The 18828-nt window shown below is 49.6% G+C and carries 18 protein-coding genes and 6 pseudogenes; 8 read left to right on the top strand and 16 right to left on the bottom strand.

The window, feature by feature from the left end; all coding sequences use genetic code 11:
• The first annotated feature begins 100 nt into the window (after window positions 1–100).
• On the top strand, window positions 101–1468 hold the full coding sequence (locus OA238_RS26935; protein WP_015497606.1) for a replication initiation protein: 1368 nt from the start codon (window positions 101–103) through the stop codon (window positions 1466–1468).
• 14 nt (window positions 1469–1482) lie between these two features.
• On the opposite strand, the gene OA238_RS26940 is transcribed toward OA238_RS26935, so the two are convergent.
• From OA238_RS26940 to OA238_RS33235, 5 genes are all read right to left on the bottom strand, one after another.
• Window positions 1483–1740, bottom strand: coding sequence for a hypothetical protein (locus OA238_RS26940; RefSeq protein ID WP_044039045.1), 258 nt, complete (start codon window positions 1738–1740; stop codon window positions 1483–1485).
• Window positions 1733–2371, bottom strand: coding sequence for a P-loop NTPase family protein (locus OA238_RS26945; protein WP_015497607.1), 639 nt, complete (start codon window positions 2369–2371; stop codon window positions 1733–1735). Before OA238_RS26945 ends, OA238_RS26940 begins: the two co-directional genes overlap by 8 nt.
• A gap of 212 nt (window positions 2372–2583) precedes the next feature.
• Window positions 2584–2901, bottom strand: a complete 318-nt coding sequence (locus tag OA238_RS26950; RefSeq protein ID WP_015497608.1) for a type II toxin-antitoxin system RelE/ParE family toxin — start codon at window positions 2899–2901, stop codon at window positions 2584–2586.
• 11 nt (window positions 2902–2912) lie between these two features.
• On the bottom strand, window positions 2913–3167 hold the full coding sequence (locus OA238_RS26955) for a type II toxin-antitoxin system Phd/YefM family antitoxin (protein WP_044039103.1): 255 nt from the start codon (window positions 3165–3167) through the stop codon (window positions 2913–2915).
• Between the two features lie 108 nt (window positions 3168–3275).
• A complete protein-coding gene (locus tag OA238_RS33235; RefSeq protein WP_187293215.1) occupies window positions 3276–3443 on the bottom strand; it encodes a hypothetical protein in 168 nt (55 codons plus the stop codon).
• A gap of 575 nt (window positions 3444–4018) precedes the next feature.
• Here OA238_RS33235 and OA238_RS26965 point away from each other — a divergent pair.
• Window positions 4019–5566: pseudogene (locus tag OA238_RS26965) on the top strand (IS3 family transposase).
• Window positions 5567–5596: 30 nt separating this feature from the next.
• Window positions 5597–5893: pseudogene (locus tag OA238_RS34340) on the top strand (IS91 family transposase); the annotation flags it as partial.
• Here OA238_RS34340 and OA238_RS26975 read toward each other — a convergent pair.
• The gene (locus tag OA238_RS26975; RefSeq protein ID WP_015497612.1) at window positions 5890–7122 is read right to left on the bottom strand and encodes an ISL3 family transposase; all 1233 of its coding nucleotides are present in this window, start codon (window positions 7120–7122) and stop codon (window positions 5890–5892) included. The pseudogene OA238_RS34340 and the gene OA238_RS26975 sit on opposite strands and share 4 nt — an antisense overlap.
• Window positions 7123–7625: 503 nt before the next feature.
• Here OA238_RS26975 and OA238_RS33245 point away from each other — a divergent pair.
• Both OA238_RS33245 and OA238_RS26980 read left to right on the top strand, forming a co-directional pair.
• Window positions 7626–7757: pseudogene (locus tag OA238_RS33245) on the top strand (DUF1403 family protein); the annotation flags it as partial.
• Between the two features lie 366 nt (window positions 7758–8123).
• Window positions 8124–8417: pseudogene (locus OA238_RS26980) on the top strand (transposase domain-containing protein); the annotation flags it as partial.
• Between the two features lie 424 nt (window positions 8418–8841).
• Here OA238_RS26980 and tnpC read toward each other — a convergent pair.
• The 5 genes from tnpC to OA238_RS27005 all read right to left on the bottom strand — a co-directional run bounded on the left by tnpC (window position 8842) and on the right by OA238_RS27005 (window position 12684).
• Window positions 8842–9855, bottom strand: coding sequence for an IS66 family transposase (gene tnpC, locus OA238_RS26985; protein ID WP_338042850.1), 1014 nt, complete (start codon window positions 9853–9855; stop codon window positions 8842–8844).
• A gap of 2 nt (window positions 9856–9857) precedes the next feature.
• Entirely contained in the window at window positions 9858–11141 is a 1284-nt protein-coding gene (locus OA238_RS26990; protein WP_015494284.1) for an IS256-like element ISOan3 family transposase, read from the bottom strand.
• A 62-nt stretch (window positions 11142–11203) separates the two neighbouring features.
• Window positions 11204–11914: an IS66 family transposase gene (locus OA238_RS26995; RefSeq protein ID WP_245581577.1), complete on the bottom strand. Its 711-nt coding sequence runs from the start codon at window positions 11912–11914 to the stop codon at window positions 11204–11206.
• Window positions 11915–11983: 69 nt separating this feature from the next.
• Entirely contained in the window at window positions 11984–12331 is a 348-nt protein-coding gene (tnpB, locus tag OA238_RS27000; protein ID WP_015497614.1) for an IS66 family insertion sequence element accessory protein TnpB, read from the bottom strand.
• Complete coding sequence (locus OA238_RS27005) at window positions 12328–12684, bottom strand: transposase (protein WP_015497615.1); 357 nt, start codon at window positions 12682–12684, stop codon at window positions 12328–12330. The genes tnpB and OA238_RS27005 overlap by 4 nt, the downstream gene beginning before the upstream one ends.
• A gap of 94 nt (window positions 12685–12778) precedes the next feature.
• Between OA238_RS27005 and OA238_RS32335 the strand changes: the two are divergent.
• The 3 genes and pseudogenes from OA238_RS32335 to OA238_RS27020 all read left to right on the top strand — a co-directional run.
• Window positions 12779–12979, top strand: a pseudogene (locus tag OA238_RS32335) (IS66 family transposase); the annotation flags it as partial.
• 121 nt (window positions 12980–13100) lie between these two features.
• Window positions 13101–13904: a flagellar hook-basal body protein gene (locus OA238_RS27015; RefSeq protein ID WP_015497616.1), complete on the top strand. Its 804-nt coding sequence runs from the start codon at window positions 13101–13103 to the stop codon at window positions 13902–13904.
• A 265-nt stretch (window positions 13905–14169) separates the two neighbouring features.
• Window positions 14170–14462 (top strand): annotated as a pseudogene (locus OA238_RS27020) (transposase); the annotation flags it as partial.
• A 32-nt stretch (window positions 14463–14494) separates the two neighbouring features.
• Here OA238_RS27020 and OA238_RS27025 read toward each other — a convergent pair.
• The 5 genes from OA238_RS27025 to OA238_RS27045 all read right to left on the bottom strand — a co-directional run bounded on the left by OA238_RS27025 (window position 14495) and on the right by OA238_RS27045 (window position 18567).
• Window positions 14495–14899: a hypothetical protein gene (locus OA238_RS27025; protein ID WP_015497618.1), complete on the bottom strand. Its 405-nt coding sequence runs from the start codon at window positions 14897–14899 to the stop codon at window positions 14495–14497.
• 61 nt (window positions 14900–14960) lie between these two features.
• Entirely contained in the window at window positions 14961–15704 is a 744-nt protein-coding gene (locus OA238_RS27030) for a hypothetical protein (RefSeq protein ID WP_144056086.1), read from the bottom strand.
• A gap of 3 nt (window positions 15705–15707) precedes the next feature.
• Window positions 15708–17255 (bottom strand): hypothetical protein, encoded by a 1548-nt coding sequence (locus tag OA238_RS27035; RefSeq protein WP_015497620.1) that lies wholly within the window; start codon window positions 17253–17255, stop codon window positions 15708–15710.
• The gene (locus OA238_RS27040; RefSeq protein ID WP_015497621.1) at window positions 17252–17662 is read right to left on the bottom strand and encodes an FAD synthase family protein; all 411 of its coding nucleotides are present in this window, start codon (window positions 17660–17662) and stop codon (window positions 17252–17254) included. The genes OA238_RS27035 and OA238_RS27040 overlap by 4 nt, the downstream gene beginning before the upstream one ends.
• 59 nt (window positions 17663–17721) lie before the next feature.
• Window positions 17722–18567, bottom strand: a complete 846-nt coding sequence (locus OA238_RS27045) for a flagellin N-terminal helical domain-containing protein (RefSeq protein WP_015497622.1) — start codon at window positions 18565–18567, stop codon at window positions 17722–17724.
• Window positions 18568–18828 lie beyond the last annotated feature (261 nt).

Raw genomic sequence — 18828 nt, forward strand, 5'->3', positions numbered from 1 at the left:
GAGCGGCTTGTTATGACCTGAGCGCTTTCTGAGAAGAAAATTTGCATCTGACAAAAAATGTGTAGAATGGTGAATGAATAAAAGGTAATTGCATTCACCTATGAAAATGAAACCCGAAAAATACAGCAAAGACAAGCAGATACTCAAGAAGCATGTCGCTGCGATTCACATTGGTGCGAAGCTTTCCCTGCTTCAGCGCAAGCTTGTGAACGCCCTGTTGTACAATGCCTATGACCAGCTCCTGACAGCGAAAGAGCATAAGATTAGTGCCTCGGTCCTGTGTGAGATGATCGGCTTTGATAGCCATAACTCAGCCTACCTCAAGGGAGCTCTCAAGGGCCTTATGGAAACCGTGGTCGAGTTTGACGTGCTTGAGGATGATGGGAAAACCTCTTGGGAAGCCATGGTTCTCCTGCCCTATGCGAAGCTCAAAGGTGGGGTGTGCACCTATCGCTATGAGCAGTCACTTGCGGAGAAGCTGTATCATCCGGACGTGTATTCGAAGATCAATCTAAGCGTTCTTAGGGAAATGAAGAGCGCCCATGCTTTGGTGCTTTATGAAAACTGCTACCGTTATGTGGATATCGCCCATACGCCTTGGTGGGATGTGGATGTGTTCCGCAAGCTGATGTCGGTTGATCAGATGATCAGCTACAAGCAGTTCAAGCTCTTGAATCGGGCGGTGATCCAACCGGCGATGAAGGAAGTGAACGAGCTTTCCAACATCCAGCTTGAGCTCGAGACCAAGCGCAAGGGACGCACCGTGACTGGCCTGCGTTTTATTATACGGCCCAATCCGCAGCTATCGCTCATCGGAATGGATACCGAAGACGACATCACGCAGATGCCTGCCTACAAAGCTTTGATGGCGGAGGGGGTTTCAAAGACCCTCGCTCGCGCTTGGGTAATCGAACACGACGAAGCATATATTTTTGAGAAATTAGACCTCGCCAGCAATGAAGCTGTAAGAGGCAATATCAAGTCATCGAAAGCGGGCTTCCTGCGAGCTGCTGTTGAACAAGATTTTCACAATGAAAATGCGCAGAAGCAGAAGCGTCTTGAGGTGGCTCAGACGGCAAAAGTTGAGCGCGAGAGGCTTGAGCGTCAACTGGATGCGCTTAAAAAGGCTCAGAGAGAGGCAGAGACGGCGTATCGTCGGTCGTGTGCCGAAAGGATTGAGGAGGCTTTCCAGGCACTTCCTGAGGCCCAGAGAGATACTGTTACGGCAGAGTTCCAGCTTAGCCTCGGCGGCCGCATCTATGTGGATGCCTTCAAAAAGGCGGGTTGGAAAGATCGGCTGAACGCTGTGGAGATCAGAAAGTTCTGGGGCGCTCGGGGTGTAAGCTTCCCTTCCCCTGCTGATTGGGCTCAAAAAAACGGCTCAAGTGAGCCGGATGCATTAAAAGCGCAGATTAAAGAGCTTGAAACAGAGATTAAGAAACCTGTTATTTCGGTTAAACCGATATAACAGGTTTAATCGATTCAATCGAAAATATCAGTTTTGTTTCTTAGGATGTGTTTGAGATAGGTGGACTTTGGAACGAGGCCCGCCTTTTCTTCGAGCTTTGCAAGCTCTGCGCGGGTGAGTTTGAGCGCCACGATCTCAGATTCCTTGTCTTCGGGCTTTTTGGCTTTACGGCCCACGGCTTTCGGCGCAAGAATTGATTTCGGTTCACTTGGTTTAACCGAATTACCCGGTTCAACCTTTTTGAAGATGGAGAGGTCATTTTTTTTAGGCATAATGTTGCTCGAGGTAAGAAAGTAAGGTGTCGAACTGCGCTGCAACATCTCGGTAGGTGTAGCGAGCGAGAGCGTCCTTTTCCATCATTTGACGGATGGAAAGCTCTTGTTCAAAAATGGTATCAAACACGCGCGAGAATTTAAGCGGAAGAACCGGTACCCCCTGCCCTATCGCGTGATCCACGACCGCTTTAATATTTTTTGCGTCTTCGCAGTCGCCCCAGTCTTTGAAAACTTCACCCTTCCGCTTCACCAGCTTCGTCGCCACCACGACGATGTTTTTATTGTATGGCAGAAGCTCTCTGATGGTGTGTATCCCCGCGTGGATACACTTCAGCTCATTGTAGATGGGCACGAGCACCACGTTGGACTGTGAGACTGCTGAGACGATGCTCGGCCGGGCGTCGCGCGACATGAGACCGGCTAGGTCAAACACCACGTCGATACCCTCGGGAAAATCCGGGAACTCTTCATCGGGTTGCAGCGAGAAAAGCCGCTCTTCGGGCAATATGGTGTCGAGGATATTGTATGGTTCATTGGTCGCCAGGGCGTATTCCCTATCGAGTGCGATGTTCACGGCCATCGGGGTTTTCCCCGCTGAGCCCTTCATGTTGTAGATGGTTATTTTCATGCTGCAGAGCATATGGATAAATCGAAATAATGCAAATAACTTGTTGTTTCTATTTTACCAGTTATTTCGGTATAACTGAAATAACCGATTTACCTTATACATCTGCCCAGGTCACCGGACTTCAACAACAAGTAAAATCTATTTAACCTGTTAAATTGGTATAACCGAAATAACTGAAATTAAAAGTAGGCGGTAATGCCTCTTTGGGGCGGCTAAAACTCAGGCAGGGGGACCTTTGGGTCAGCCAGCTCTTGGTTTAGGCTGATCGAGCCGTCGATGATGAACAGAACAAACACCTCTTGCTCGCGTATCGTGTAATAGATGTTGAAGGCCTTGGCGTAGATAAGACGAAACAAACCCCGCTCGGGGTTATAGACGCGCCCTAAGCGGGGAAACACTGACAGGTTATCAGTCGTGAAAGCGTAGATATTACTCAGGAAATCATCAGCGTGAGCCACGCTGTACTCGCATTTGTAGCGGTAGATTTCCTCAAGGGAATCTTCGGCCGTTTGGGTGATAATGACCTTCATGGTTAGCTGTTTTATGTCTTAAACTTCGCTCGCATGGTCTCCAGGTGAGTAGGGGTCATCTCGCTATCGCGCCCTGCGGCAACGTCCTCGAGTCCACGCGCGATCCCAGCTTCAACCTGCCCTTTGAAGAGGCGCTCAACCTGCTGAATCGACATGGTGATAGCCACCGGGCGGTTCTGCTTGGTGATCACTACAGGTTCGTGCTGCGCAGCGTCTAGGTAGCGCCCGAACTCTTTGCTCGCGACCGAAGCGGTCATAGTCTTCATGATCATAGTCCTTACACTTAGATGATAATATCCACATTAGCCGGAAAATCCGGAAAATGCAAAGTTTTCCGGATCACATCGTTGGCGGTCAGAGAGTAGGGAAGGAGTCTAATCCACACCCTCAAAAAACGTCTCCACAAAGGCCTTGATCTTCTCGATCACGCGGTCGGCAACGCTGCGGCGCTCGCGTAGGGCAGGGCGGGTTTCCATAATCCCAATGACGTCATCACGCATTGGGGTTGTCGGAACACTGGGGTTTATGAGACTGGGTTTCATTTGATTTCAACGCCTTATCCAAACCGTAATTGTGAGACTGAATCGCTATTTATGAGACTGGCGAAAAAACATGCCGAGGCTTTTTAGACCAGATTGCAGCCGCATGGATTGTGATATTTCGAGTACCTCGGCTTCGTCGGCGACGTGTTAAACATAGGCCGGTCCTTGTTTTGTTGGGGCGTTACGTCGCCAGTCTCATAAACTCCGGTAAGTCTAGTCTCACAAATACCGATGCAGAATCTCATGAACCCCAGTCGGTTTTTCAGGGAAGCACTCGAATCTCAGCTATTCCGGTGTTCCGACACCGACACCGGTTGTCGTTCTTGTTCCATTACTGGACACTAAGCTATTGATATCATTATATTCACGTTTTTGTTTCATTCCCGGATTATTGTTTCATTCCCGGACATAAGATACCTTTTTGTGGGTTTTGACCATAATGGATCACTCAGACATCAACGCCGCAGACGATGTGGCATGGGAACAGGCAGTTGCGCGTGATCCCCCTCTGTCAGGGATGTTGTCCGCTGCTCTATTTATCTCTAATTTCCAGGTGGGCGGGATAGGACTATGACATGGGATACTCACCGGCACGAAAAGCGGCTGTTCTGAAGCGGATGCTGCCGCCAAACAAGATGGCCATTCGACAGTTGTCGAAGGAAGAAGGGATTTCAGAGGGGACGTTGCATGCGTGGCGTAGCCATGCGCGCGGCAAGGGACAGCTTTTGCCGGATGCGGATGCTGGGCCTGAAGGTTGGTCTTCGCGCGACAAGTTCGCAGCTGTGTTGGAAACGGCGACGCTGAACGAAGCTGATTTGTCCGAGTATGGCCGCAAACGGGGGCTTTTCCCTGAGCAGATCGCGGCATGGCGTACAGCTTGCGAGCAGGCAAATGACTGGGACCGTGCCAGCACGGCGCGTCTTGGGCAGGCAACGAAGGAAGAAAAAAACGCATCAAGGGGTTGGAACGCGATCTAGCCCGCAAGGATCGTGCCTTGGCTGAAACCGCTGCATTGCTTGTTCTGCGAAAAAAGGCATCAGCGATCTGGGGGGACGAGGACGCATGATCAGCACCCTAAATCGCCAAACCGCCGTTGATCTGATCAACGAGGCTGTCGTGGCTGGTGCGCGGCATTTCAAAGCGTGCGGCGTGCTTCAAATCAGTGAGCGCACCTTTCGGCGCTGGACAAAAGGAGGTGTGGTTCGGTCGGATCAACGCCCCCTCGTACAGCGTCCGGAACCGGCTAATAAGTTAAGCGAGACTGAACGCGCAGCTGTGCTGGAAGCCTGTAATTCAAAGGATTTTTCCGACCTTCCGTCCAGTCAAATCGTGCCTAAACTAGCGGATGAAGGGCGTTATTTAGCCTCTGAATCAAGCTTCTACCGCATCTTGCGCGCAGAGGGGCAACAGCATCATCGGGGCCGCGCCAAACCGCCCACCAAACGCAAACCACCCACCAGCTACCGGGCAAATGCACCCTGCGAGGTCTGGACTTGGGACATCACCTGGATGCCTGGGCCAGTCGCGGGTATGTTCTTTTATCTCTACCTGATCGTGGATATCTACAGCCGCAAGATCGTCGGCTGGGAGGTCCATGATCGTGAGAGTTCAGAGCATGCCGCGACACTGATTAGGAGGGCTGTAATGGCTGAAGGGTGCCTCATGCGTCCGCTGGTGCTACACGCCGACAACGGCAGCCCCATGAAAGGTGCCACGATGAAAACCACCATGGAAAGCTGGGCATCACAGCGTCCTACAGCCGCCCGCGCGTCAGCAATGACAACCGATTCTCTGAAGCCCTGTTTCGGACCTTCAAATACCGCCCAAACTGGCCCAGCAAAGGTTTTGCCAGCAAAGCCGATGTGCAAGCTTGGGTGAAATCATTCGCCGATTGGTACAACGACGAACACTTGCACAGCGCGATCCGCTTCGCCACGCCCAACGCGCGTCACGGCGGAATTGATCGCGAAACATTGGCAAACTGTGCCATTCTCTATGCAACGGCTCGGGCGCAAAACCCACAGCGCTGGTCAGGAAAAACTCGAAACTGGCAACCTGCCGGACCAGTCTGGCTCAACCCCGAAAACGAAATCAGCGTCCCTGATATTAGAGACGCTGCATGAAATTGGCGGACACCTTGTTTAACAAACACCGTGATCCGCGTCCTGCCCAGAGGCCAGCACCGCATCCGTCACTATGGCTTCTTCGGAAACGGCAACCGTGCCGCCAATATCGCGCAGATCAGACACTTGCTGGGAGCCAAAACGCCAGACCGGCAACACGCCAATAACGACAGCATCAATGATACCGATCAACCACCTCGTGTCCTCGCACTTCCTTGTCCATGTTGCGGAGGACAACTGATCATCATCGACACAATCGCGCCAGCCCAGCACCCAAGAGCGCCGCTAAAAACACAGGCTCTTCTCCGCTTTGTTGAGTTATTCTAGGATTTCAAATAGAACATAGATTGATTATCTGGGATGGATGATTGTCTAATTTTGAGTTTGAAGTATTCGGTATCCCTGATGCCCCTGGCTCGTTTGCGGATCATTCCTATACTGACATTACCAGCCTCTATCCTGGCGCTTGTCAGCTTGTGTTTCGCGTAGTTGCATATGCCCACACAATGTTTTCTTAGGGATTTTGCGAACTTTTTCAGATAGAGCATGTGTGACTGATCTGCGATCAGGCACCAATTTTCCAGTTGCTCTGACATCCCCTCAAATGATGGGGCGCTCCACAGAGCCTGAAGCTGTTCTTTTAAGACGTAAAGCGTATTCAGGTTGCTATTGCTCTCCAGCAACGTTTGCAGCTTGTTACTTTGTTTTTCATTCAACTTATCCGCATTTTTGAGCAACAGATAATGCGTGCCCTTCATCAACTCTTTACCACTTGGATCGGCCTTCCTGAACTCAAGGCGACGCTGATTATGGATAGCCTTGCTGTAGTTTTTCATGACGTGGAAACGGTCAAATACGATGTCGGCCATCGGCAAGGACTCCCTGACAGCCTTTTGGTAGGCAGGCCCCATATCCATCGACACGGCATTTATTTTATGGGCTGTATCTGGCCGCAGCTGTTTCAAAAACCTTGAAAAAACTTCGGCAGTTCGACCGGCTTCCACCCAGATCAGATGCCCTCCGACCATATCGTAGACCACCGTCATATAGTCATGACCTTTCGCCCGGGCCACTTCATCGACACCAATGTATTCCAAGCCAGCAAGCTGTGCGGGATCAAGCGCAGGGAGCGTTTCCATCAGGTATGCCTTGTCGATATTCTTTACCGTCTCCCATCGTATACCTAAATGCCTGGAGACAGCCAGAATGGATAAATGACGGCACAATCCACTGATAAGATGGCAAAATCGATGGGTGAAACGGCACCCTTTATCAACAAAAGGACACGCCTCAATGCGGCGCTCACCCTTGCTAATAAAAACCTGCGCTAGCTCAATCTCAATCACACAAGGATACCCAAAAAACGGGATGTCGTTTACTTGTCGGCGAATATGTTGGTTGATGCTACCCTTCTTGCCGGTTGCAGGGTCTATAGCGCTCCTGCGGGCATCCCGACTGCACTGAACAATAACCTTCGCACCGTCTTCAGCCAGCTCAATTTCATTTACACGTTGCCCCTTCAGGCGTAAAATATGTTGCGAGATGTCGATGGTCATATACCTGCCCTATGTAAAGTTGTCAGAAACCTAACATATCAACAGGTTACTTGATGGTCAGCATCTTTTCTTACTCAACAAAGCGGAGAAGAGCCAGACGCTGCATGAAATCGGCGGACAACTTGTTTGACAAACACCGTGAGGTAGTGATCCGATGGCTGACGAGCATGGCCAACCCTGATCGCCCTGAATTTATCTTGGCTAAACACCCTATGGACGCAGGGAAGCAACCGGCAAGGAAGAGGACCCGATCGACATCCTCACAAGACGAGTCCAGAGATTGAGCAAGAACCCAGTCCACCGATAGACTGGAAACTTCGAGGGCGAGAGGGCTGATTTAGGGCGAGTCCGGCCATGAAACTAAAACGACACAAACTATATCCGTGGCATATCTTTTTATGTCCGATAATGCAAACTTATTGGACATAGTTGAGAACTGCAAGGCGAGGCGGTTATCATGCTATTTACTGGCGATAAGCGCCGTCTTGAGTTAGGCTTCGGATATGACATCCAAGCTGAACATGCGTGAAAGTGTTGCAGAAACATTATCCCAGATGCCGTCTTGGGTCACGTCTGCACGCGCACAGGTCGTTGAAGATGTGGCGTTTTTATCAGGCGCCGCACTCGCAACACTGCTGTCGTTGTGCCCTAATTAATCAGAATTGGGCGTAAAAAAGTCATTTGTTTTCAAAGCGGAGTTGTCCCCTTATTTACCGTACTGCACCCTTAATTCCAATACTGTACCCTTAATTGGCATACGGTCGAAATTGTGGATAAGTTTTGGTAATTGACGGAAAAAGAAGATTGCGAGCAATGAAAAGATCGCAGAGAGAAGTGCTGCAGATAAGGGCAGATGGTGTAGAAAATCGAGATCTAGAGGGCGTGAGATTACGTCGATAATCGTCGAGCTTAGCCTGTGGATATATTGTAATTAAGGGTACAAAAATGCCCAAAATCTTGGCGAATCCGTAGAATCTGATTAATTAGGGTACAATGACAATGACAATGGCCATGTCGACATGGATTCCAACCTGGTCGAAAATGCGATCAGAAGCTCAGCCATGACACGTCGCAATACACTTTTTGCAGGTCACGATGACGGCGCCCGGTGTTGGGCACGCTTCGCCAGCCTGATCGGAACCTGTCGCATGAACGGCGTCGAGCCCTATGCCTACCTGCGCGATCTGTACACAAAGCTGGCCAATGGGCATCTCGAAAAGGACATCAACGCTTTGATGCCCTGGGCTCATGCCGTCGCCACGCCCTCAGAAATAAGCTCGCCCGGGACTCCCTGACGTGCGCGCAAACGCACCACACCGAACAATGTCAATCGGCCAAGGCTGAAAACATCAATGGGACGGGGACTGCGCTTACAGTTTATCAGAGCATCCTCACCAAATACATGGCGATCCTCACCGAGGGCCTCGCCTTCCATGAGCGACAAGACCCACTGGCTAGACGCCCTGGCGCGCGAGGCCGAAAAGCCAAGCGGCCAGGCCACAATCTTCTGGTCCGCTTGCGCGACTACCGTGATGACGTCCTAAGGTTCCTTACGGACTTCACAGTTCCCTTCACCGTAAGCATCAAGGGAACCCCCTCTGTTTAGGCCCGGTTTGATCTGGGATTATTGCGCGAAGCTGGCATTTGGCTGGCGTAATGTGTTTGGATTTCATGATGAGCAAAGGGCAGCGGAGACGTAATCATCAGCACGGGGCGTGATTAAGTAGCGTCTTTTGCCTCAGCTTCGGCGTCCCGAGCGTTGATCATATCCTGATAGGCCCATGGCAGGAGGTCATGGATCCGATTGACGGGATGATCCTGGATGCGTTCGAGGACCCAAGCCAACCATGCTTCGGGGTTTACCTTGTTCATCTTGGCGGTTTCGATGAGGGTGTAGGCGATGGCTGCGGATTTACCGCCTGCTTCTGAGCCCATGAACAGGTAGTTCTTGCGGCCCAGTGTGACGGGACGGACCGCGTTCTCGGCTGTGTTGTTGTCCAACTCAAGAAAACCGTTTTCAAGATAGGGCCGTGCCTTTGGCAGGCGCGCAAGCGCATATTTGATCGCCTTGGCCAGCGGCGTCTTACTGGAGATCTTGCCCAGTTGTTCTTTAAGCCAGACCTCCAGGTCGTCAAAGATCGGTTTGGCGTATTCCTGGCGCAAGGCCACGCGTTCAGATGCTGGCAGGAACCGCGCTTGTGTCTCAACATCATAGAGCTTGTTGATCCGCAAGACGGCTTCGCCCGCCACAGGCAGCTTGGTGCTTTCATAAAGGTCAAAGAACTCACGCCGTACATGCGCAATACAGGCCATCTCCTTGACCCGCCCCGTGCGGTAGGCGTCATTATACCCAGCATAGGCATCCGCATGGGCAAAGCCTTCATAGGATTCCAAATGTTTACTAGGATGTTCGGCCCCTCGGCTGGTGGAGAACTGGTACCACACCGCAGGTGGTGCTCCGCTGGCCCAAGTATTTTCTTTTCGGGCGTAGACCCAGAGCCGCGCCGTTTTCGTCTTGTTTTTGCCACACACCTTGCCTTTTTGGAGCAATTTAACCGTTGTATCGTCCATGAAGATTGCCTGTGCCTCAAACACGTGATCGCGGATCGCATCTGAGACGCGCTCGATCAGTTTGGTGCATTTACCGACCCAACCCGCCATGAGCGAACCGCTCAGATCAGGGGATGTCCCGTACGATGTTGAAAATCGGGCGAGTGGCGCTGCTTGATTGATGGTTAGGCGACGTCCTTGATTTGGTCAAGCGTTACGGTATTGCGATGATCTAGCAAAGCTTGCTTGAGAATGGGGAGTTGCTTGTAGGCCTTTAGGCGGCGGAAGCCTTTCGCGGCTTCCAGCATACCAGCCCCTGTCCAGCGCAGCGCCATTTTTGCATCGCGCCAGCGTTTGACGTTTCGACAGACCTGTCGGATCACGCTGTTCATAGATTCAATGATGTTGGTGCTGGCCAATGAGCGTCTCAATTCCACAGGTAGCCCCAACCTAACAACAGTTAGAATTTCGTCTAGGCCCTCAAGGATCGACTTTGAAACGTCCGGAGCCTCAAGCTCTAGTCGCTGGGCAAGATTCCGCATCAACCGCTCGGCTTTGTCGGCATCATCAAGCTCCCATGCTTGCTTCAGCGCGCGGCGTACGGAGGCGTGCAGCTTTGGAGGAAGCCTGTCAGTTATGTTGCGGGCCTTGTGTATCTGGCATCTTTGGATGGGAATATCGGCACCAAATGTGCGCCGAATTGCCTTGGTCAGTGCCTTAGCCCCATCTACGATGAACAAATAGCAGCCCGCTGGATCGAGCCCACGCTCTATCAGATTGTCCAAAAGCGCCTGAACCGTCGCGGCGTTCTCGGTCGCCCCTTCAATGACGCCCAGAGGGTGCTTTTCGCCTGAAACCTCCACACCCACGGCCGCAAGCACCAACAAATGATCGTCCAAATGCAGCCCGTCGATCTGGATCGCTACAAGGTCAAGCTCCGATAGATCAGATGACATCCACTCATCCAGGCGCGCTTGGGTGAGTGCTTTGAAGCGACGCGAAACTGCTGACCTGGACAGCCCGCTCCCTGCCTTATTAGGCACCTTCGCTTCGGGCAGCCGTACAGCTCGGTCATACTTACGGGTGGAAACATTCATCAACATTAGGCTCATTGCCCATTGTTCAAGGAAGCCACCCGAGGAGGCCTCTTCCCAGCTCGGCAGGACAATCTCTTTACCGGTCACTTTATCGCGCACACGGGCGCGCTCCAGCTCAATCTTCCCACCATGGAACCCAACCTGACCTTTCGCGGTGCCCCATCTGTGGCCAGGCTTGTCAGTGCAATGCTCGTATCGGCCACCCGCCAGCGTATCTGCGTCCTCACCAAACATCTGAACCAGACTGGCGACGCCCGCCGTCAGGCAGAACTGCTCGAAGCTCTCGCCAACTTTGTCCCAGGCTGTTTCCACGAGTTGATGAACATTCGACGCGCTGGCAAGTCCAGCGCTTGCTGTGATAGTCTTCTTCATGGTGTTGCTTCCTTTTGCGATTAAACACCCAGAGCCTACGGCTCAGGGGAAGCAACGCCACCCTAAATTAAAATTTCAACATTCTTCGGGACATTCCCCAGATCAATGCCTTCATTGGAAAACATCTGGCTCTGGCGATACAGCGGCAGGTGATAGCCGTATTTGCAGCACAGGATGTGGGCCATCAGCGCGGGGCCGACAAAGCTCTTTGGAATGGGGCGGCTTGGCATCTCGGCTTGGACGACTGCTTCGCAGCAGGTGAAGGCGAGACGCGGGCGGATGATCTGGTTCACAATGTAATGGCCGGGCACATATTCCAGCTCTTCCATGACATCAGCGCCCAGCTCTTTGAAGCCGCCGCCGCACTCGGTGCAGGCGTCACTGGGCATGATCCGCGTCTCAACACGCTTGAGCTCTTTTGGGAACGGCTTGCGCACGCGTGGTGTGCGCGGCGGCTTGGCTTCAGCGTCAGAGGCGTTCGCGTCGTCCTCGGTTGTCTCTGACGCTTGTGCAATCTCATGCTCTTCGAGGATCAGTTCCAGCGTCAGTTGTGCGCTGCTTTCTGAGCGCGATCCAAAGCGGTGTTTTTTGTGACCGTGGAGTTGCAAGCGCAGATCGGCGATAGTTAGGTCGCGGTTTTGGATGGTCATTGCGTAGGTCGTACGTTCTGCCTTCATATCTGACTTCAGCCCTGCAATCTCCACCGCCTGTGCGGCAACAAATGCCTGCACCTCAGGGGGCAAATTAGTCAGATTTGGGAGGGCTTCACTCATAGGAGCTTCTACCAAATTGGACATGTTATGTGAATCCTAAAACGTCAAAAACACCAACAAAACATGACCTCACCCGACCATGGCGGGCCGCCACGTCTTTTGTGGCATGCGCCAGTCTATGCCTTCCATCAGCATCGCAAGCTGCGCCCGGCTTAAGCTGATCTTTCCATCCTTAGCGGCGGGCCACACAAAGCGTCCGCGCTCAAGGCGCTTAGTAAACAGACAGGCCCCTTGTCCGTCCCACCAAATGACTTTGATCTGATCGCCGCGCCGACCACGGAACAAAAACAGATGACCGGAGTATGGATCTCCCGCCAGAACCTGCTCTGTCTGGGCCGCTAGCCCGTTAAAACCGCGCCGCATATCCGTCACCCCGGCCGCAAGCCAGATCTTTGCATCCGCCAGAAAAGGGATCATGCCGCAAGCCCTCGCGCCAATTCCAACACAAAACCGGCATCAACCCCGCCGATGAGGCTCAACTTGCGCCCGTTCTCGAGTGTGATCTCTATGCGAGCGGATGACGGAATGTCGTTCTGAGATGGCTCAAGCTCATCCCCAGTGGAAATCTCAATAGGTGTAAACGCGGCGGCCTCAGGCACACTAGATTGAAACTGCGGATCGCTCCGCCAGGAATAAATCCGGCTCGTCGGAACCCCGTGTCGTACTGATACCATCGGCACCGTTACGCCATCGGCCCGGCTTTCCGCCACCAGTAGACCCTTGAAATCATCAGCGTATTTGGAACCACGTCCTCGCTGCCCGTCACCCATTTTCAAATCCCATCTCATTGCGCCTGCCAAATGCAAGCTTCGCGCAATACTCACAGATCAAATCTGGCCAAAAAAGAGGGGGTTCCCTTGATGCTTACCCTTCACCAATAATCAGGCCGAACGGGACCTGCGCATGATGAAGTTGCGCATGAAGATCTCGGGAGCTTTCCGCACCCTCGAGGGCGCGCAGGTCTTCGCTGACATCAGATCCGTCATCTCGACGGTCAGAAAACACGGGGGCAATATCCTCGAAACACTCGTCCTATCACCACAACAGATCATCGCTCGGCTCTAACGTCGAAAGGGCAACCCAAAACCCGATATCCGCTGGGGTGCTTGGGAGTTACCATAGTTTCCCTACTCTCCAAACCTTGGCATGAAATCTGCACTTTGAATCTAAACAGAGGAGTTTTTAGATGTTTGGGACCATTCTTTCAGGTATGTCGACGTCCATGTTCGAAATTTCTGTTGTGTCGAATAACGTGGCAAACGCAAGCACCACAGCTTTTCGCAAGAGCAGCGCGAGCTTCTCAGACCTTTACAGCGGGGCTAGTGCTGAAACAGTGTCACGGACATCAACTGGTGTTGGCAGTATTGTCGAACAAACTCGGCAAAATACTAAGCAGGGTGCCTTAATGGAGCGTGACGGTGTTCTGAACATGGCTTTGGCTGGTAGCGGCATGTTTGTAACGACAACGCCTAACAGTGATGGGACGTTATCCGAGGCTTTGAACTTCACGCGAGACGGTGAATTTGCACTTGATGAAAGTGGCGTCTTACGGTCTTCAACAAATGATATTGTTTATGGGTTTGATGGAATCGGTGGGACTACCTTGCAAAAGATTGTAATCCCGTTCGTAAATGAAACGGACACTAAATTGACATCTATCGAAGTCGGCTCTGACGGCCTCATCGAGGCGACCTATGGCGAACAAGGCCCAAAAGTGGCTGGCCAGCTCGCTGTTGCGACTTTTGCAAATGCATCATCCTTGCAACAGCTTGGCCTGGGGAGTTTTCAGGCGTCCCAGGCCTCAGGAGCTCCAAGTTTTGGTATCGCTGGCTCAGAGGGATTTGGCAGTGTTCAGGTTGGGAAGCTGGAGGCTTCGAATGTTAACCTGACAACCGAATTAACAAGCCTAATACGCGCACAACAACAATTTTCAGGGTCATCCCGAATTCTCCAGGCCTATTCAGATATGATCGAAAAGCTCACGCGATAAATATTTTTGAGACATAGGTGATCCTGGTTTTTAATATTATGTGAAGCCATTTTTATAGGTATGCTCCTGGGCCTGAATTGACCTGAGGGTTTACCCTCAAATCACTTTGTATTCCTTGAGTGATACGACGCGGAAGTTGTCGGTGACGGTATTGCGGAACTCGGGCCATTTTTCTGGCAGGGCTTGGATTCAAACATCAAGTGGACCTGTCACGGTTTAATTCCGGTCCTTTGAGAGCAATATTAGTCTTAAAGGAGATAAAGAGATGTCTAAGAGCAAGAGTGATGAATTCAGGCAAGATGCGGTGCGTATAGCGCTGACCAGTGGCCTGACGCGACGTGAGGTTTCGGTGGATTTAGGAGTTGGGCTTTCAACGCTGAACAAATGGATCAAGCAATTTGGTAGCGCGGAGACGGCCAGTGTTGCGGATGCTGAGCTTCTGCTCGAGAATGAGAAGTTGCGTCGGGAGAACCGTATTCTCAAGGAGGAGAGGGAAGTCCTAAAAAAGGCCACAGCCTTCTTCGCGAGGCAAAAGACGTGAAGTTTTCATTCATAGATCCGCGGTTGCAACAATCCGCTTTTTGCACAAATTAGTTCCCAAACTCGTTGCGCATACTGTCCATTGTGCCTTGAATGCGTTCGCTCACACCACAATCTGCGGTCACTTTCATACTGCGTGAGGCACGCTGCTGGACACTGTTGAATGTGACATCTGTGGAGTAACGGGCGCTCAGTTGCAGTTCCAGATAGTCGCCTTCCATCACATTAATTCGAGCCAGGCCGTTAGAAAAAGGAGCACTGCGCCGCGTCTTCAAATTCAGCACAACAAAATTTGCATCTGGCATTCCGCAGCGATTGATTAGCTGAACCTCAGCGGTAATATGCTGTGGACCGCCCGTGCGTGTGGCGTGGCGGATTTCGGGCCAGAACGCGTAGAGCAGATAGGCAAGTACGACCCCGAACACCACCAGCATAATTTGACCAAGTACTTTCACAGCATCCTCGTCTTCATACTACGTGTCCACAAACCTGTGCAAGGCCACAATAAATGCAAATTCACTGGCTTAACCAATCTATAAAGTGATTAACTTTGCAGTTTTTTGGGTTGATGCTCTCCTGCCGCTTCGTATTGTTCAGTGGATTAGGCTTACATGTTGTGCCGACGATGCGTGAAAACTCTTTGAAAATGTCTTGGGAGTTTTCAAAGGCAAAATCCTCATACACAAAAGATCTTGAACAATATGATTGCAGGTGATTTTCATATATTTTTTCATGTTCATAAAGCCAAGAAAGACTTTCAAGTATGTCTGTAAAGGTTGATGTATCCTCAGCCATAGGCGAGTCGTAAGCTCTCCAGGCATTAGTTTTCCTCGCCCTTGCCAACGATACAGCCTGTTTTATTTTATTTTTTCTCTTCAGGTAAAAAACATGGTTCCATTGCATATCCATCAAATCTACGCCTCTCTCGGACCAGTAGAGCCAATGATTGATATGCATCTTGCACGAAAACCAGCCTTGTGAAGAGCTTCGAGAAACAATAAATTTAACATATTCCTGAAGATCAAATTGATCCTGTTTAATTCCAAAAAAATCGCAAAAAGCCATAATTTGTTGAGGGTTAAACCACTCATTAGTAATGCCAAGTTGTTTAGAAGCATTTAAAACTGAAGAAAAATATGTTGAACCAGATCTAGGCGTTGAAATTAATAGCAAACAGTTGGTAATTACATCAGTCGACGGCTCTTTATTCGCAAGATGTTCATATAAAGAAATATTGTTAGTATGGAAATTTTTGTTCATTTTTTAATAATTCATATTTAAAAATTGCTGAATAAAATGATTCTGAATTTTTTCACTTGGTAAATCTTCTGGTTGCGCGATCATTTTAACACGTCGTAAAAGCTCTTTCGCCTTCTCAGATGAGGCTCCACGCTCAAGCAGCATTAACATTTGGCTGCGAATACAAAAAGAATATTTAGGCCCCAACTTTTCAAGTAAAGCTGGAGATTCAAGCAAAACAAAGTACTTTGGATCAGGTGTGCGCCAATCATCACCATAGTTTTCACTTAACATTTTATCATATTGATCCGGGATTAGAAAAGTATCCCCTAAAAACTTATGCTCAATTAATTCAAATTTAGAAAATTTAAAGTTGATCGTAAAACCTTGGTCAACGTCAATACCGTGAAGATAATGATCTCCTTTATCGTGGAAGAAAAAAATGTCACAATCATAGCCAGTTTTAAGATCAAACACGGGTAGTAAAAATAGCCGGTGTCCACGCAGATTTCGCGGGTCAAACGTAAAACGGCCACTTTTCAATAAAGCGGCTGCAACATCAAATTGACTTTCCCAGCCAATTACTCCAATATCAAAATCTTTATCATGTTCAAAAATGCGCCCATCACGAATGCAACCAAGAAGAGTTCCTGAAATGATAAAATTGCTAACTCCTGCATCTTGGAGTATTGTATTGAGCGCACACAAGGATTGCTCCGCCGTAACACGGTTAAATTCACCTTTATTTTGTTCTAGCCGCGTTTTGAGAATGATTTGATCCGCAAATACATTTGCAAGCTTAAAATTGCCTTTACTGAGCTGTTCAGCCATGTTTAAGGAAGAAGCAAACCGTTTATTATCTCCACCGGCGCTTTTCACTAGTTTCAAAGCATTCAAATGCTTTCCATCACGTGTCATTATCGCCGCGTTTGCAAGGCGAAGGGCATTGACTGCATCTGGACACTTACGATATGCTAGTTTATCAAGTGTATTGCACAGTTCAATCCATGGTTTTCGAGAAGCTGTTGGTCGCATACGATGCAAATTTTGTGCACAAAAAGTTACTAGATTTGTAACAAATTCCACAGTTATAATCACACATTCAGGAGATAAAGCATTTAAAATATGTTTAACCAGTTTGCTTTCACCCTTACTCCCAGCACTAATAATTAGTCTGAGGGCAATTAGAAATTCAGTGCCTTCATCAATATGAAGTGCATTAGTTAAATCTATTTTATCTGAAAGGAGATTTGTAAACTTAGAAACTTTTGCCGCATAGACAGGAATTTCTTCAATATTTATCCTGGGACCTATTAAAAGGCGTATCTCAAACTCTATCGCATCACGCACGATTGATGTTTCAGAAAGATTCTGCCATATTTTTAGTAATTGCGCTGCATCACTTCTAATACCTAAAATAAATGCTAGTTTATAAACATTTTCTGGCTTTGAAAAGTAGTCGTCATCAGCCATATTTGAAAAATTCATTGACTGATCTGACAATGCCCTCAATCTATCGACATCTTCTTCAGTGATATGCAATTGATGATAGTTGATTTTTTCAGCAATCATTTTAAGCTCTGGCCCATTTGTGAGCTTTTCATTGCGTTGCGAATCATGGTGCTTGATACATTGGGCGTCCGCATCAAGTAGCGTACCTCGCAAATGTCATGTAGATAATCAAACGCACCTTTCCAATCGTCACCCATTACTAGTATGTTTATTTTTAATCGAGCTATATCCGAGCACTTTTGAGACATTGAATTTTCTGCAAAAACTTGATTTACTAAGTTTGTACCAAATACTTTTTTTCTACGAGTAGGGAAACTCTCAAAAGCAAGCTTCCCTTTTTCATAATTAAACAAGTCTGTTGAAACGCCAACGTAAAGCTCGTCTCCCATCTGCCGGGCTCTTTCGAGAATTCTTAAGTGACCATAGTGGAAAACGTCGAAGGTCCCGTATGTAATAACCCTTTTCATTGTAAAACTCCGTATTAGAATTGAGGCCGACGTTGATGTCGGCCTCAATTAGTTAACTTTTATCCTTGTAGCAGGCTTAGCACGTTCTGCTTCGACGCATTAGCCTGTGCTAGCATTGCGGTGGATGCTTGCTGCAAAATCTGTGACTTGGCAAGCGAAGTACTCTCTGACGCGAAATCTGCGTCCTCAATCCGACCTCTGCCACCTTCGAGATTTATCGCAACATTAGTGAGGTTTGCCACTGTGTTATCTAGCCGGTTTGAGGCTGAACCCAATTCTGCACGTTGGGCGTTTAGGTTTGCAATCGAAGTATCGATCGCGGTAATTGCAGTAGCAGCACTACCGTTGCTGGCGAGTGATAGTGAGCTTCCAGCCGTTACAACGCTGCCAGAACTTCCGAGGCTTTTAATTGTCACAGTGAGCGTGTCACTGGAAGATGTACCAGCACCAATTTGGAACGTGAACGCACCAGCTGAGCCACCGGATCCATCTAACAATGTCTGACCAGCCCACGTAGTCACGGCAGAAATACGATCAACTTCTTCTAGGAGTGCATCAAATTCGACCTGAAGATTTGTGCGATCGGCAGTATCGTTCGTGTCACTCGCGGCCTGTACGGCTAGTTCGCGCATACGCTGCAGGATGTTTTCGACTTCGCTGTGTGAGCCCTCAGCTGTGTCGATCAGCGCCTGGCCGTCCTGTGCGTTGCGGATAGCTTGGTTGGTGCCTCTGATTTCTGATGTCAAACGTGATGCGATTGCGACGCCAGCCGCATCGTCAGAAGCAGAATTGATGCGCTTGCCTGTCGACAGGCGCTCCATCGATGTTTCCATGTCCTTGTTTACACTGGACGCGGCAGCCGATGCCATAAGAGCGCCTGTGTTTGTCGCAATTGATAGTCCCATTGAATCTCTCCATATTTTTTTTAAGAAGTTTGGTCATTACGACCTTTCTTTCAACCCAGTGATGCGTAGTCTGCTCTCAAACGGCCTAACTAGTGTAACGGCCTAGTGGGTGGTGATTTTAGACCTCTAGATAAAACAATCTGTATCGGAAGGATTGTTGCCTGTTGGTAGCCATTCTAGTTTTCTTCAAAAGAGGATTAATAATCGTCATGATATATTCTTACTTGCGCATTAAATGTTGTTGCCCTCTGCCCTCATGGG

Source organism: Octadecabacter arcticus 238, from assembly GCF_000155735.2.
GTDB classification, from domain to species: Bacteria; Pseudomonadota; Alphaproteobacteria; order Rhodobacterales; family Rhodobacteraceae; genus Octadecabacter; species Octadecabacter arcticus.

Coding starts and splice junctions, on each gene's coding strand:
- OA238_RS26935 (WP_015497606.1), top strand. CDS start 101: ATGAAAATGAAACCCGAAAAATACAGCAAAGACAAGCAGATACTCAAG.
- OA238_RS26940 (WP_044039045.1), bottom strand. CDS start 1,740: ATGCCTAAAAAAAATGACCTCTCCATCTTCAAAAAGGTTGAACCGGGT.
- OA238_RS26945 (WP_015497607.1), bottom strand. CDS start 2,371: ATGAAAATAACCATCTACAACATGAAGGGCTCAGCGGGGAAAACCCCG.
- OA238_RS26950 (WP_015497608.1), bottom strand. CDS start 2,901: ATGAAGGTCATTATCACCCAAACGGCCGAAGATTCCCTTGAGGAAATC.
- OA238_RS26955 (WP_044039103.1), bottom strand. CDS start 3,167: ATGAAGACTATGACCGCTTCGGTCGCGAGCAAAGAGTTCGGGCGCTAC.
- OA238_RS33235 (WP_187293215.1), bottom strand. CDS start 3,443: ATGAAACCCAGTCTCATAAACCCCAGTGTTCCGACAACCCCAATGCGT.
- OA238_RS26975 (WP_015497612.1), bottom strand. CDS start 7,122: ATGACCATCGACATCTCGCAACATATTTTACGCCTGAAGGGGCAACGT.
- OA238_RS26990 (WP_015494284.1), bottom strand. CDS start 11,141: ATGAAGAAGACTATCACAGCAAGCGCTGGACTTGCCAGCGCGTCGAAT.
- OA238_RS26995 (WP_245581577.1), bottom strand. CDS start 11,914: ATGAGTGAAGCCCTCCCAAATCTGACTAATTTGCCCCCTGAGGTGCAG.
- tnpB (WP_015497614.1), bottom strand. CDS start 12,331: ATGATCCCTTTTCTGGCGGATGCAAAGATCTGGCTTGCGGCCGGGGTG.
- OA238_RS27005 (WP_015497615.1), bottom strand. CDS start 12,684: ATGGGTGACGGGCAGCGAGGACGTGGTTCCAAATACGCTGATGATTTC.
- OA238_RS27015 (WP_015497616.1), top strand. CDS start 13,101: ATGTTTGGGACCATTCTTTCAGGTATGTCGACGTCCATGTTCGAAATT.
- OA238_RS27030 (WP_144056086.1), bottom strand. CDS start 15,704: ATGAACAAAAATTTCCATACTAACAATATTTCTTTATATGAACATCTT.
- OA238_RS27035 (WP_015497620.1), bottom strand. CDS start 17,255: ATGATTGCTGAAAAAATCAACTATCATCAATTGCATATCACTGAAGAA.
- OA238_RS27040 (WP_015497621.1), bottom strand. CDS start 17,662: ATGAAAAGGGTTATTACATACGGGACCTTCGACGTTTTCCACTATGGT.
- OA238_RS27045 (WP_015497622.1), bottom strand. CDS start 18,567: ATGGGACTATCAATTGCGACAAACACAGGCGCTCTTATGGCATCGGCT.